The organism is Reichenbachiella agariperforans, from assembly GCF_900142205.1.
Taxonomy (GTDB): Bacteria; Bacteroidota; Bacteroidia; order Cytophagales; family Cyclobacteriaceae; genus Reichenbachiella; species Reichenbachiella agariperforans.
In genome coordinates this window covers 1035920-1050172 of sequence record NZ_FRAA01000001.1, presented here as the reverse complement: position 1 = coordinate 1050172, position 14253 = coordinate 1035920, and the positions used below count along the sequence as shown (strand labels likewise).

Sequence of the window (14253 nt, the reverse complement as noted above, 5' to 3'; positions counted from 1 at the left end):
TTAGTGAATTAGTTGTAAGTCTTCGGTGTTTTAGGATAAGCGGCTATTGGCTATTTTTCTTTTGGTTTGATAGTCTGGGAAATAACGCTGTATAATGATAGCCATGGTGAAGCAGGCTATGGCTGCAAAGACAGCATTTCCAATAAAACCTATCTGAGTATATACTAGTCCAGCAAGCCCAGAACCCAAAGCCATTCCTATCTGACCAATAGAGAGCGTTAGACTCATCATCCTACCTCGATGTTGATCTTGGACGATGTCTCCAGCCAAAGTCTGAAAGGGAACACGACGCGCTACGATAAATACCATAATTACGAAAAATACAACTGGGTAAAATACATAGTGCTGATTGAGAACGAAAACGGATATTGGTAGTGCAATAGCCAATATGAGGTTGGTGAGAACGATGATCTGCCCACGTCCACGCTTGTCCGAGAGTCGGCCAGAAATTGGGCCTGCCAAAACAGTCGCTATACCGCCGATCAGGAACAGTATGGCGATTTCATAGTTATCGATTCGGAAAGAATTTTCTAGCCAAGTAGGGAAGTAGACAATGAAAATTGAGATACTGAAAAAGGACAAAATGTAGCCCATGGCAATGCTTTTAACTCCAGGTTCACGGAGTAGTTTGAGGTAGTCTCGACTGGCCTGAAATACTCCTGTTTTGCAGTTTTGATTGGGTAGAATGGGTTGTGGTAGTTTGATTAGAATGACTACAAAGGCTATGGCGATCATTACGCCAAAAAACTGGAAGGGAGCGTAAAAACCTATCCAGCCTGAGAGCAGTGTTCCCATTGGGATACCTATGATTTGTCCAGCAGCACTACCTGTTGCTACGATACCATTGGCCCAACCTCTACGTCCGATACTGAAATAATCTCCTACATAAGCGACACAACTACCTGCGAGAACACCTCCAGCGAGTCCAGCTAGAATTCGGAGGGTAAGTAGGCTATAGTAGTTATAGGCCAATGGGTGAAGTAAGAGAACTATGGCTGAACTTCCACAGCCAACTAGTAGTATTTTCCGTCTTCCGTAGCGGTCTGATATCGGTCCGATCATTAACGCCATGATAGCAAGTGATATGGCGTAGGCCGTGATCAGTGTTCCTAGCCATTGTTCTGGAATAGTGAGTTGTTCCCCGATCTGTGAGAGGATGGGTGACATGATGAAGAACTGGCTACTAGATGAAAACATCAATAACCAGAGTGAAAACAATACGATTCTTTCTTCAAGCTTTTTTTGCATGATTTTTTTGACCTGACTAGTCATACGAAGGAATCCGTCGTGGGTTGATGAGATCGACCGACGACAGATTCCTCCTGACCAATGTCTACTTAGAAGCTAGCTTGTAGCAAAGTGCCGCTCAGTTGTAAGAGTGCGAGCTCCGCCTGTTTGGCGCTGTACTTGGCTTGGTTGTAGTTGAGGTTGGCGTTGAGCAGGTTGAACTGCGCCTGTCTAAATTCAATCGAGGTGATCTGTCCGAGTTGGTATTGCTCTTGAGATCGGTCAAAGTTGCGCTCGTTGGTTTGCAGGTTTTTGGCTTCAGCCTGCATGACGAAGAGTGCCGTCTGGTAGATTGTCCAGGCGTTTTGCAACTGCGTCTCGAGGGTCAGCTCTGCTTTTTCGAGCGTGACTTGTTGGTTTTCATAGGCGAGTCTACTGTTTTGTCGCTGGATATTGGATTTCCCTCCATCGAAGATGTTCCAGGATAGAGAGGCACCTACCGTACCTGTGGTCGAGTTGATCTCGCTGAGGAAGTTGCCGGGTGCATTGTGGTTGTAGTTGTATCCGTAGGATCCGTTGATTCCGATTTTTGGAATGATGGCAGATTGAGCCGTCCGGATACCATAATGGCTACTGGTGAGGCGGCTTCTTTCTTGCAGTAAAGTAGCGTTGTATGCTTGTGCATTTTCTGCTAGGGTGTTGTACAAGAGGCCGTCAAATACCAACGTGGTATCTACCTCAAATTCCACGCTCACGTCTCGCCCCATCATCAAGTTGAGGTTTCGCTTTTCGTTGCGGAGCTGCTGCTGGATCGTCAAGTAACTGATACTATCTGTGTTGTAATCCACCTCGGCATTGAGTACATCCAGATTGGTGTTTTGACCATAGTCATAACTGTACTTGGCGCGCTGCAAGCGGTCACGAGAGATGTCCAACGTTTGCTTTTGATTGAGCTCGTTTTCGGTGAGGCGTGCGATCTCATAGTATCCCGTAAATAGGTTGATCAACGTGTTTTCCATCACAGCGCGTGCCTGTAGCTCGCTGAGTTGGTAGTTGACTTGTAGGATTTTGTAATCGTACAATCTACCCATACCATCAAACACCGTGTAGTTGAGCTGTACTTGAGCATTCGCACCGTAGCTGTTTGCTCCATTGATCGTGGTGTCTGCTCCGGAGCTGTAGGACAGGTTGGAGTTGGATACCGAATAGTTTCCAGCAGCAGAGCCATTGACTGTCGGCAGGTAGCCACTGTTGAGCAAACTGGCGTTGTTTTCGGCGACCTCTTGGTCGATTGTGGCTGCTCGGATGTCAAAGTTGTTTTCCAAGGCGATGGATACCGCATCGGATTTACTTAGTACTTCTTGTCCCAGGGCTGAGGCCATGGACCCCAGACTCAAGATTGCTATGATGATGTATTTATTCATGACCGTGTTCACCGTTTTCTACTTCTAATTCTTTTACTGCACGTTCTACTTCTTCTTGGGTTGGCTTCTTGCCATGCCATAGCCATAGCCAATAGACTTTGACGTCATTGCCTGTAGCGAGCATGAGTGGTAGCATGACCAGCGTCAGCACAGTCGCCATGACGATACCGTAGGCGATGGCTATGGCCATTGGGATCAGAAACTGTGCCTGACGACTCGTCTCAAAAATCAATGGAGCTAAACCAGCTACTGTCGTGATGGATGTCAAAAAGATGGCCCGGAACCTTGACTTGCCCGCTTCGATTAGCGCATCGTTGTAGTTCATGCCTTCTTTCAAGTTACTGTTCATCTTGCCGATGAGTACCAAACCGTCGTTGACGACTATACCGATCAATGCGATGATACCGAGGAAGGACAGCATATTGATCGGGAACTCATGTATCCAGTGTCCCCAAGCTACACCGATCAGACTAAACGGGATCATTAGCAACAGCAAGAGGGGCTGGCTAAACGACCGGAACGTAAAGGCAATGATCAGGAAGATGGAGAAAAAGATAATCGGAATGACTTGTGCCGCAGAAGTCTGTGTCTTGTTTGCTTCACGATTTTGTCCTTCAAATATCGGCGAGACGTTGGGGTATTTGGCTTTGAGTATAGGAAGCATGTCTTCCTTGATGGTAGCCATGACCTCAGTTGCACTCGTCTTCGGGTCTTTGAAATCCGCATCGACGCGTATTTCACGTTTCCCGTTGAGGTGATTGATAGAGATCTCACCACGAGCGATTTCATAATTCACAATTTCGCTGAGTGGTACACGGTCTCCTTGTGAACTCACGATACGCATGTCGTCTAAGTTTTTGATCGAGGAGCGTTCTTCCTCGTCGTAGCGTACCCAGACTTTGATTTCGTCTCTACGCCGCTGAAATCTCTGGGCTTGGTAGCCAAAGAAGCCATTACGAACTTGACCAATCACATCGTCGAGCCTGAAGCCCATGGCATAGGCGCGATCCTTGAGTGTGATTTTGATCTCCTTGATACCCTGTGGATCATTGTCTTGGATATCTTTGAGGAGTGCATTTTCTTTCATGTATTCCTTGAGATCCGCTTTGGCTCCTTTGAGCTCTTCGATGTTGTCACTGAGTAGGGAGATTGAGATCGGTAGTCCGCCGAAGTTACCCCCCGAACTGTACACCACGCTTTCTGCACTATGAATTTCACCTACTGCTTCGCTGACCGCTGTAGAGAGTTCATAGGATGGAAACATCCGTTCTTCACCAGGGAGGAGGTGGATGTACAGTGTGGCTTTGGATGTGCCAGGGCCAATTCTTCGGATGATATTTTCGATTGCATCCTTGTCTTGTTTCTGATCAAAGCGCTCACTTACTTCCCAGGTGATTCGTTCGATTTCTGTAATAATCGAGTCTGTGATGGACTCATGAGTCCCCTGTGGCATGGTGAGTGAGATGGTGACTCGATCACTGGCTATCTGAGGAAAGAAAGTCGTACGAATGATTCCAGCGTTCATTGATCCTATTGTCAGTGCCAGCATGAATATTGGGATGGCAAATCCTAGGAGTTTGTGATGCAAAAAGAACTCTAAGAACGGGACATAGGCTTTGTCCCTGAACCAATTCATGCCTTTCTCAGCATAGCGGTTGAACGCGTAGGTCTTTTGCTCTTTGGACAGGGCCTTGGAGTGTGCTACGTGTGAAGGCAGGATGATGAGTGCCTCTACTAGTGAGATACTTAGCGTCAAGATCACGATGGTTGCGACCTCTCCAAAGAACTCTCCGATACGTCCCTCCAAAAAGAAGAAGGTCGAGAAGGCTACCAATGTCGTCAGAATCGCCGAGATGATCGCTGGGAATACTTCGCGTGTACCGACTACTGCTGCTTGTATTGGGCTGAGTCCTCGTTCGTGGTGATAGTAGATGTTTTCAGCGATCACGATCCCGTCATCAACGAGGATACCGATCACGATGATCATCCCAAAGAGCGACAGGACGTTGATCGTCACTCCAGCAAATGAAGCAAACATAAACATCCCCAAGAATGCAATCGGCAAACCAAAGGCCACCCAAAAAGCGAGTCTTGGTTTTAAGAAGATCGCTAAGAAAAAGAGGACAAGTAGCATCCCCACTACGCCGTTTTCGAGCAGTAGCTGTGAGCGTTGGAGTACTGTGATGGAAGAGTCACGGATGATGTCCAGTTGGACATTGTCATGTGTCGCGTTGAATTCGGTGATGTAGGTCTTGGTTTTCTCTGCTACATCGATCAAGTCTTCGGAGATGGTCGCATCTGTCCGTAGGCGAACGGCCTGTTTTCCGTTGTAAAACAGCCTGTCAGGCGTCTCAGACCAGCGGTCACGCACAATAGCTATGTCGCGCAGACGGATGAGGTTACCATTGTCACTGGCTTTGACGATCAGGTGATCCAGTTCGTCACCGTAGTATGCGCGGTTGCTGACTCGGATCAAGTATTCCTCTGTAGGGGTCTTGATGGTACCACCCGTGACTAGGATGTTGGTCGAGGAGATGGCACGTGCCACATCTTCGAAGGTCAAGTCATAGGCTCTTAGTTTGTCTTCGCTCAGTGCAATTTCAATCTCTTCTTCGGGATAGCCGATGATATCTACTTGTGAGATTCCAGGGATGTTTTTGAGGTCTGTCTCGACATCTCGTGCCATGGATTTGAGAGAAGTTAACGGGACGTTGTCCCCGCTGAGGGTCATCGAGATTACCTCTGTGATGAATATCCCTTTGGATACTACGGGGGGCTCCATCCCGACAGGGAAAGAAGGGATACGATCGACGGCATTTTTGACATCTGCGAGTACGGCATCTATGTCGTATCCTTTGAGCACTTCGACGTAGATGCTGGCACTGTTTTCGGAGGAGGTAGAAGTGAACCTATCAATACCTACTAGTCCACGGATATTGTCTTCGATCTTGAGAACGATTCCTTCTTCCATCTCTTGAGGAGAGGCTCCAGGGTAGGTCACGCTGACCGTGATGTCTCGGCTTTCCACCAAGGGAAAAAAGGAAGACTTGAGGTTGAATAGCCCCGTTAGTCCCAAAAAGACAAACGCGATGACTATGATCCAGCCAGCGACTGGATACTTGATGAAATGATCAATAATTTTCTGCATGGTTTACTGCTTTTTTTCGCTGTACACTTTGACTTCCATGCCCTCGTAGGCACCTGGTACCAGTTTGGATACGATCTCTGTCCCATCAGTCAGGCCAGATACGATGACGGTCTCTTGCGTCTTGTGGATGACCTGAATGGAGACGAGTTTGAGTTTGTTGTCTACTACGGTGTATATTTTGTTTCCTCCTACGAGTAGCTTGCTGTCTAGCTCGTAGACTTGATCGACTTTTTGTCCCTCGATGTGCGCTTCGAGGTAGAGCCCCTCTTTGAGCCCTTCTCCCTTCACGTCGATGAATACGAGAACCGTTTGGGTAGTTGCGTCTACTTTGCCGTTGATACGGGCGACTTTTCCTACCCATGCTTGGTCAGATCCTGGGGATGAAACCATAACATTTTGGCCTGGAGCTAATGAGGAAATCATCGAATGACTAATTGCGATTTCTAGTTCGTACACTGACGGATCGATGAACTCACCGAGTTTTTGTCCTGTGCGGATGACAGTGCCTGGACGTACGAGAGCCTCAGTGACTACACCACTATATGGTGCGCGGATGTTGTATTTGCTCTGGACGATTTCTAGATTTTTGGTGTTGTAGTAGGTGGTATAGATGTTTTTGCCAGTGATAAAGTATTTTTCTTTGTCAGAAGCTGTCTCTGGCAGTGCAGGGATGGGTTTGTCTATGTCAAAGTTGATGACGTATTGGTTCCATCTCTCGAAAGATTCTGGATAGTCTAGTCTCAGATCTGGCAGAATGCTAGTGACCAAATTTTGGAGGACACTTTTCTGTGCTTGAAGATTGGCATAGGAGTCACTGCTCTTTATTTTGACGAGGACTTGTCCTTTACTGAACTGCACACCTGCTTTGAATTCCTTCCCTGTGGTTTGCATCACTCCTTGTACTTCGGCATAGATGTCTGCTTTGTTTTTGGCGGTGAGTCTACCACTTTCGGTGATGTTGATTGACTCGGACTGGTTTTTTACCGTCTCGGTAAAAATGGTGGAGAGTGCTTTTTCGGCAGGCTTCTTTTCATCCTTTTCAATGTTGGAGATTTTTTTGTACCCGAAGATACCTGCTGCGATTAGTGCGATCCCTAATACAATTGTAACTTTTCTGTTCATGATTTAATGCTTGCAAGGATTAGAAAATTCATCCGCGTTGATGTTTTTTCTAATCCTTTGTAATACCCCTAATGTTATAGATAATTCTTTTTTTGTGATGCCAGACTGTATCAGCTGGAGTGACTCTACCAATGCAGGTATGGCCTTGTCTAGTTCTTCTTTTCCTTGTGGTGAAATGAATACCAAATTGGTTCTTTTGTCCGTGTCAGAACCTTTTCGGTAGACGAGATTTTTTTTCTCCATAGTCGTGAGTAACCGCGCCAGTGTAGTTTTCTCTCGACTCGCAAAGCTTGCTAGGTCATTTTGCTTGATGCCCTCGTGTTTGGCAAGGACGCGTAGCAAGATGAATTGTGCCTTGGTTAGCTGGATACCACAACTGGCAAACATTTCGGTAATGAAATGATCCAATGCCTTGGTGGTTTTGCCAATCCAAGGTAACAATGACTCGTCTAATGGATGCATGTTTTTGCTCATCTTCGAATGGAATACGAAAGTAGATGGGGATGGTTGTATATGCAACCAACTATTTGTAAAAAAGGTAAATTGGCATGATGAGTGGTCGAGCTAGTAGGTCTCGTGAATATGCTTTAGAATTTTTTGCATTTCGGATTTGACGGGATATGAGCTGCCTCGGTAATTGTTGTTCATGAAGGTGAAAAGGAGGTCTTTTCCAGATTGGGTATGGATAATTCCAGTGAGGTTGTGATTGTTGCTGAGCGTTCCCGTCTTAGCATAAATATAAGGAGGTTGACCTTCTTCGGGCTTGTACCAGCCTTTAATCGTGCCATCTGTGCCACCTGTAGGTAGTAGGGATTTGAATCTGTCAATCGTGATTTCTGCTAAGATCAGTTTCATTAGACTGATCATAAACTGAGGGGTGACTAGGTTGTATCGAGATAGGCCAGACCCATCCTTCCAAACGAGTTGTTCTCTATAGGGGTAGAGTTCTCTTAGGAGCAGCTGGTTGCGAAAAGCTGTGGAATTCATTTCGATTTTTAGTTCGCTCGTGGCGAGATACTGCAATTGTTCGGCGATGAAGTTGTCGCTACGTTTGAGCATTAGTGCATAGATGTCGTTCGATTCTATAGAGTAGATGGTTTGAGGGTACTCAAATTCAAAGTTTTGAGCCAAGTGTACCTTGCGGTGGAGGGTGTCTTGTAGTAGGGCAAGTGTGAGTTCGTCAGAGGTTTGAAATGGAATTCGGTTTTTGTAAGCTGATCGAGCCGTATCAGGAGCGAAATGAAAGATGTTGGCATGGAGGTTTCTGGCATGTGAGTAAGTCTTTTCGAAAGTCTCATAGAGCTGAACCTGATCTTCGAAGAACCGAGGGAGAATGTCAAATTCGTGGCGCAAAGTGTCATAGATGAAATGCACTTCGTTGGCATAAACAGGAAATCCACTGCGTTCTGCCTGAAAGTAATATTCATAATCTTCCCAAGTCCAACCAGGTGCATGAATATCATCTTTGAAATTAGGGGTTACATAAGCTAGGTGTAGCGGTGAGTTGCTGATGAAGTCAAACGCAACTTGGTTGTTGAAGTCAGGATTCAAAAAAGTGGGGTCGCCAGTTCCTGTAAAAAAGAGGGTATCGTTTCTTGTTTCGTAGATCAGTCCAGGAATAGAATCGCCTAAGGCCATTAGTCCGCCATAGAAGGTGATCAGTTTGGTATTGGAGGCTGGTGTGAAGAATTTATCAGCATTTAGTTCTATGAGGTTTTCGTTGGCTTCAGGGTCGTGGAGGACAAAACCTGTAAAATGATCCTGTAACACTTCGTCTTCAAGGATGCTTTTGGTAATTTTTTTACTCTTGAGGTTTTGTTTCATGGTCACACAGGAGGTGACAGATATACATACGAAGAGGAGTGCGGCTACTCTGTTAAGAATCATGCTCAATGTTACAGGTTTCTCTTTAAAAAATAGGTGAGCATCGGGTGTGATTTCTGTCAAAAGGGTTATTTTTAATCGCAGGGCATAACCTGTTAAGTCTATTAGCTCTGCTAACCGCAGGGATAATGGATCGATTAGAAAGTTAATGCCTTGGGAGCTTGTCCCGAGGAGGAGTTATTCAACCAACCAACTCACTGCACTGATGTATAGAAAATGGATTCTTGGCCTGTTTTTGTTTTGTTCATCCTTGACGAGTACAGGAAGCTACTATTGGGGTTTTCATGCGCACCGCAAGATCAATCGACTAGCTGTATTTACCCTCCCCCCAGATTTAATTGATTTTTATAAGCGACACATAGTCTATATGACTGAAAATGCTGTCAATCCCGACGAGAGACGCTACGCCATCAAGGAAGAAGCGCCACGTCACTATATTGATTTGGATGTATACGGAGAGGATGCTTTGTCTATTTTGCCGCATCGATGGGATAGTGCCGTGGCGATGTTTACGGAGGATACTTTGCAAGCTTATGGCATTGTCCCTTGGCATATTTCGTTTATGAAATGGCAGTTGACTCGTGCATTTGAAGAGAGAAATTTAGAACACATTTTACGCTATTCGGCAGATATAGGTCATTACATAGCGGATTCTAATGTACCACTTCATACCACTGAAAATTACAATGGGCAGTTGACTGGACAGTACGGGATTCATGGGTTTTGGGAATCCCGATTGCCAGAACTGTATGATGAAGAGTATGATTTTTTTGTCGGTAGGGCAGTCTATGTAGATGATGTGAATAGTTATGTTTGGGATGGAGTCTCTCAGGCGCATCTGGCGTTGGATTCGGTATTAGGATTTGAAAGGGAATTAACGACAGATGTATCGGAGAGCAAGAAGTACTCCTATGAAGAGCGTGGCAATAGATCGGTCAAAGTGTATTCGAAGCACTACTCGAAACTGTATCATCAAAGGCTGAATGGAATGGTCGAGCGACAGATGCGGGCGAGTATCAAAATGGTAGGGGATATATGGTACACCTGCTGGGTGGATGCGGGACAGCCAGATGCTATTGACCTGCTACAGCTCAATTTGGACACCAAAGAAATCGAAAAGCTTAAGGAAGAGCGGGAGTCTTGGGAAGAAAGAACAGTTAAGAGCAGAGAGCATAATTGATCTCTGCTCTTAACCAGTATGCGTTTTATCGCTACTGAAGTTTTTTGTATTTGATACGCTTAGGCTCTGCATTACCTAGGCGCTTGATTTTGGCCTCTTCATAGTCAGAGAAGCTACCCTCAAAATATACTACTTGGCTATCTCCTTCGAAGGCTAGTGTATGTGTACATACTCTGTCCAAGAACCATCTGTCGTGACTGATGATCACTGCACATCCTGCAAAGTTATCCAAGCCTTCTTCGAGTGCTCGGAGAGTATTGACATCCAGGTCGTTGGTAGGTTCATCCAGTAGCAACAGGTTTGCTCCTTCTTTGAGTGTCATAGCGAGGTGTACGCGGTTACGTTCTCCTCCGGATAGATCGCCTACTTTTTTACCTTGATCTCCTCCTCCGAAGTTGAACTTGCTTACATAAGCGCGCGAGTTGATTTGTCTACCGCCAAGATCAATCAGTTCATTACCTTCTGAGATAGTTTCCCATACCGTTTTGTTTGGGTCTAGATGATCGTGCTCTTGATCTACATAGGCAATTTGTACCGTCGATCCTATGTCGAAGGTTCCAGTATCAGGCTTTTCTTTGCCCGTAATCATGTTGAAAAGCGTCGTTTTACCAGCTCCATTGGGACCAACGATACCAACGATTCCCCCTTGTGGGAGAGAAAAAGTGAGGTTTTCGTACAATAGTTTGTCTCCAAATGACTTGGAAACGCCTTCTACTTCTATGACTTTGGAACCTAGTCTTTCACCAGCGGGAATGAATAACTCTAGCTTAGATTCTCGTTCTGCTGCGTCTTGACCAGCCAATTTATCATAGGCATTCAATCTTGCTTTGGCTTTGGCTTGACGACCTTTTGGTGCCATGCGTACCCATTCGAGCTCGCGTTGTAGCGTCTTCTGACGTTTTGATTCAGTCTTCTCTTCTTTTTCGAGTCGTTTTTGTTTTTGCTCTAGCCATGAAGAGTAGTTTCCCTTCCATGGGATACCTTCTCCACGGTCGAGTTCGAGTATCCATCCTGCGACATTATCAAGGAAGTATCTATCATGCGTCACTGCGATGACAGTTCCTTTGTACTGTGTGAGGTGTTGTTCTAACCAGTGTACTGACTCTGCATCGAGGTGGTTGGTAGGTTCATCTAGGAGCAATACATCGGGCTCTTGGAGTAGTAGGCGACATAGAGCGACTCTTCTTTTTTCTCCACCCGATAGGTTTTCTATCAGTGCATCTGCGGGAGGAGTGCGTAGCGCATCCATAGCGCGATCTAGTTTGCTGTCTAGCTCCCATGCGTTGAGATTGTCTAATTTTTCTTGAACAGTGGCTTGATCAGCCATGAGTTTATCCATGGCGTCTGGGTTATCGAGTATTTCAGGATCAGCAAATTTTAAGTTGATTTCTTCGAACTTTGCGAGTAAATCCATGGTTTCTTGTACTCCTTCTTGCACAATTTCCTTGACCGTCTTTTTAGGATCCAACTTAGGTTCTTGTTCGAGGAGGCCGATGGAATAGCCATCTGAAAACACAACTTCGCCTTGGTATTCTGTGTCAACTCCAGCAATGATTCTCAATAATGACGATTTTCCTGATCCGTTCAGACCCAAAACGCCGATTTTGGCACCATAGAAAAAGGAGAGGTAGATATTCTTTAGAACTTGTTTTTGTGGAGGGTAGATTTTGGATACCCCAGCCATTGAAAAGATTACTTTTTCGTCACTCATTGTATCAATTATTTTCGACAAATATGGCGAAAATAATTCTGTCTTGGGCTTGAATGGCTAAATTGCAGCCAATTTTAATATTCTTTTAGTACGGTGGAAATACCTTTTGGACATATCGCAGATGGCATACTTTATAGAGATGCCGCTGGGGATTTTAAGCAGTTGGAGTTAAAAGCAGTGTCAGATGATGATGCAGTGTCAGTAGTCGCACAATACGTGGCTAGTTTTGAAAAGCTCTTAAATAAGTTTTCGGAAGTCGAAAACAAGATAAATACTTCAAACAACAAAGGCTCATTTCTATCTAGCCTGCTCAATATTAAAGATCAGTTACCAACGCATGCTGGTTTGGGTGATTATGTGAGCTTGCAAGAGAAGATCGATCTTAATGTCAATCTGCTGGAGGATTATGTTGCCCAAAACCGTCAAAAGAATACGGATATTAAAACAGCACTCCTGCTAGAGTTGGATGCCATTTTAGAGAATAACGATATAGATGAGGCTTTTGAGCAAATCAAAGGTCTCAAGTCGAGATGGATAAAAACGGGTAGTCCAGGAGAAGAAGTTAAGGAGGAGTTAGAGTCTAAGTTTAAGGCAGGGATGGATGCTTTTTTTGAAAAAAGAAACGCCTTTGACGAAGACAAAAAAGACCTACTCAACGCTAGAGTTGTCGAATACAAAGCCATTATTGCCAAGATAGAGGGCTTTATTAAAGCGAAGGATTTCTCCTCCTCATTGAGTGTTGTCAAATCTCTTCAGTCCGAATGGAAGGAGATAGGTAGAGTGCCAGAGGCGGAGTTCAAAGCGCTGAACGATCAATATTGGGAACTTTGTCAGCAGTATTTCGATCAAAAGAGATCTGTGCAAAAAGAGCAATCCAAAAATAAATCTAAGAGTAAAAAAGAGAGTCTGGCACAGCGTCAGGAGGTGATCAAGCAGATGGAAGAGGTTTTGCACGAAAGTTTGCGTGCAGATCAGGTTGCTAAAGTGAAACAGCTAGGTCAAGAATGGAAAAAGTGTGGTCCTCTATCTCGCAAGGATAATAGCGAGATACATGATCAGTATTTAAAGCTTTCTCGTGCTATACAAGAACGTCAGTTTGTTCTACAACTCACCAAAAAGAAGGTCAAGGATTTTAAATCCAAGGAAGATAAAGATAAACTTCACGCACTACAAAAAGTGATCAGAGACCTATTGAGAAGGGATGAAACAGAGCTGAGTTCGTTTCAGGAGAATTTGGAGAAGATGCATATCAACAAAGGGTCTTTTGTAGATATGTTGGAGGCTAAACTTCAGACGCAACAAGATAAGGTGACGACCAAACGTGAAATTCTGAAGGAAATTCAAGAGAAGATCAAAGAAGCTTAGTCTCAGATTATACATTCGTATTTTGTTAAGGTGACTCTTGTGTTTTTTTGATGTCTAGTGTATATTAAAAGAAATATAGTTGTTTATATTTTTCAGTATTGTTTGAAATGTCGTTTAAAAATATATTTTTGCAGACAAATTAAGAAACCACTAAAACAAGGGATTTAATATGTATTGGACATTAGAATTAGCGTCGTATTTGGAAGATGCTCCTTGGCCAGCTTCAAAAGATGAATTGATTGATTACTCTATCAGATCGGGAGCTCCTTTGGAAGTTGTTGAGAATTTACAAGAATTAGAGGATGATGGTCAGCCATTTGAAAATATTGAGGAGATATGGCCTGATTACCCTACAAAAGAAGATTTCTTTTTTAATGAGGACGAGTACTGATACAGTACCTACGTTTCTGATATAAGAATTGAATGCCTGATCTCACGATTAGGCATTATTTTTTTCTACTCTTTAGTATTGCTTCTGCTATCCAAATATCTTCTGGAGTCGTGATCTTGAGATTAGCGTAATCTCCTTCAACCAGATTGATTGTCTCTCCATAGTGCTCCAGTACACTTGCGTCATCGGTAAATTGGTCATGAGAGGCATGAGCGAAAGCGGCCTTGATCAATGAAATATTGAAAGTCTGAGGAGTTTGAATGGATACATATTCGGATCGGTCTACTGCATGGTTTTGATTAGTACTTACTCGTCGGAGAGAATCTTTTATAGCTACTGCTGCTGTAGCATTTCCATGTTTTTCTGCTTGATCAAACGTTCGTGCGATCACCGCTGATGAGATGAGCGGTCTTGCTCCGTCATGCACTGCTACGAGTCCTTTTGAGTCAATCACCGAGAGTCCGTTTCGGACAGATTCGAACCGTGAGCGCCCTCCATGAGTGATCTGATGAGGGATGGTAAAACGATGTGTGTCAATGAGTTGTTGCCAGTATGTCACATGCTCCTTAGGTAGTACTACTGTTAGTGTTATGCTAGAGTCATAGCTGTAGAATGCTTCAAGTGTGTGCATTAGTACTGGACGATCTTCAAGGAGAAGAAACTGCTTAGGTGTACTGGCCTGCATACGGCTGCCGATACCTCCTGCTACGATGATGGCATGTTTTAGTAAGCTCATGAGTGGCAAATGAACAAAAAAAAGCTCCAAACTAATAGCTGGAGCTTTTATAAAGTTTTTACACT

The 14253-nt window shown here is 44.5% G+C and carries 11 protein-coding genes; 3 read left to right on the top strand and 8 right to left on the bottom strand.

Going from position 1 to position 14253, the window contains the following annotated elements; all coding sequences use genetic code 11:
• Positions 1-30 precede the first annotated feature (30 nt).
• The 6 genes from BUB99_RS03980 to BUB99_RS03955 form a co-directional block, all read right to left on the bottom strand.
• Positions 31-1248, bottom strand: a complete 1218-nt coding sequence (locus BUB99_RS03980; protein ID WP_073120584.1) for an MFS transporter — start codon at positions 1246-1248, stop codon at positions 31-33.
• Positions 1249-1337: 89 nt separating this feature from the next.
• Positions 1338-2651: a TolC family protein gene (locus BUB99_RS03975; RefSeq protein ID WP_073119594.1), complete on the bottom strand. Its 1314-nt coding sequence runs from the start codon at positions 2649-2651 to the stop codon at positions 1338-1340.
• Complete coding sequence (locus tag BUB99_RS03970; protein WP_073119591.1) at positions 2644-5799, bottom strand: efflux RND transporter permease subunit; 3156 nt, start codon at positions 5797-5799, stop codon at positions 2644-2646. The genes BUB99_RS03975 and BUB99_RS03970 overlap by 8 nt, the downstream gene beginning before the upstream one ends.
• A gap of 3 nt (positions 5800-5802) precedes the next feature.
• A complete protein-coding gene (locus BUB99_RS03965; protein ID WP_073119588.1) occupies positions 5803-6921 on the bottom strand; it encodes an efflux RND transporter periplasmic adaptor subunit in 1119 nt (372 codons plus the stop codon).
• Positions 6922-6924: 3 nt separating this feature from the next.
• Entirely contained in the window at positions 6925-7395 is a 471-nt protein-coding gene (locus BUB99_RS03960; protein ID WP_073119587.1) for a MarR family winged helix-turn-helix transcriptional regulator, read from the bottom strand.
• Between the two features lie 90 nt (positions 7396-7485).
• Positions 7486-8868, bottom strand: a complete 1383-nt coding sequence (locus BUB99_RS03955; RefSeq protein WP_139280887.1) for a D-alanyl-D-alanine carboxypeptidase — start codon at positions 8866-8868, stop codon at positions 7486-7488.
• An 85-nt stretch (positions 8869-8953) separates the two neighbouring features.
• On the opposite strand from BUB99_RS03955, the gene BUB99_RS03950 reads away from it, so the two are divergent.
• A complete protein-coding gene (locus tag BUB99_RS03950; RefSeq protein ID WP_245816787.1) occupies positions 8954-9985 on the top strand; it encodes a zinc dependent phospholipase C family protein in 1032 nt (343 codons plus the stop codon).
• Positions 9986-10016: 31 nt separating this feature from the next.
• On the opposite strand, the gene ettA is transcribed toward BUB99_RS03950, so the two are convergent.
• Entirely contained in the window at positions 10017-11696 is a 1680-nt protein-coding gene (gene ettA / locus BUB99_RS03945) for an energy-dependent translational throttle protein EttA (RefSeq protein ID WP_073119583.1), read from the bottom strand.
• 93 nt (positions 11697-11789) lie between these two features.
• Between ettA and BUB99_RS03940 the strand changes: the two genes are divergently transcribed.
• Together BUB99_RS03940 and BUB99_RS03935 are read left to right on the top strand one after the other, a co-directional pair.
• Positions 11790-13061, top strand: coding sequence for a DUF349 domain-containing protein (locus tag BUB99_RS03940; RefSeq protein ID WP_073119582.1), 1272 nt, complete (start codon positions 11790-11792; stop codon positions 13059-13061).
• A 169-nt stretch (positions 13062-13230) separates the two neighbouring features.
• On the top strand, positions 13231-13452 hold the full coding sequence (locus BUB99_RS03935; RefSeq protein WP_073119581.1) for a DUF2795 domain-containing protein: 222 nt from the start codon (positions 13231-13233) through the stop codon (positions 13450-13452).
• A 55-nt stretch (positions 13453-13507) separates the two neighbouring features.
• Here the strand turns inward: BUB99_RS03935 and BUB99_RS03930 are convergent, their stop codons facing one another.
• Positions 13508-14188: a 2-C-methyl-D-erythritol 4-phosphate cytidylyltransferase gene (locus BUB99_RS03930; protein WP_073119580.1), complete on the bottom strand. Its 681-nt coding sequence runs from the start codon at positions 14186-14188 to the stop codon at positions 13508-13510.
• Positions 14189-14253: the final 65 nt, after the last annotated feature.

Excerpts from the sequence above, each read along its gene's own strand:
- BUB99_RS03960 (WP_073119587.1), bottom strand. The coding sequence starts at position 7,395 with ATGAGCAAAAACATGCATCCATTAGACGAGTCATTGTTACCTTGGATT.
- BUB99_RS03950 (WP_245816787.1), top strand. The coding sequence starts at position 8,954 with ATGCCTTGGGAGCTTGTCCCGAGGAGGAGTTATTCAACCAACCAACTC.
- BUB99_RS03980 (WP_073120584.1), bottom strand. The coding sequence starts at position 1,248 with ATGCAAAAAAAGCTTGAAGAAAGAATCGTATTGTTTTCACTCTGGTTA.
- BUB99_RS03975 (WP_073119594.1), bottom strand. The coding sequence starts at position 2,651 with ATGAATAAATACATCATCATAGCAATCTTGAGTCTGGGGTCCATGGCC.
- ettA (WP_073119583.1), bottom strand. The coding sequence starts at position 11,696 with ATGAGTGACGAAAAAGTAATCTTTTCAATGGCTGGGGTATCCAAAATC.
- BUB99_RS03965 (WP_073119588.1), bottom strand. The coding sequence starts at position 6,921 with ATGAACAGAAAAGTTACAATTGTATTAGGGATCGCACTAATCGCAGCA.
- BUB99_RS03930 (WP_073119580.1), bottom strand. The coding sequence starts at position 14,188 with ATGAGCTTACTAAAACATGCCATCATCGTAGCAGGAGGTATCGGCAGC.
- BUB99_RS03970 (WP_073119591.1), bottom strand. The coding sequence starts at position 5,799 with ATGCAGAAAATTATTGATCATTTCATCAAGTATCCAGTCGCTGGCTGG.
- BUB99_RS03935 (WP_073119581.1), top strand. The coding sequence starts at position 13,231 with ATGTATTGGACATTAGAATTAGCGTCGTATTTGGAAGATGCTCCTTGG.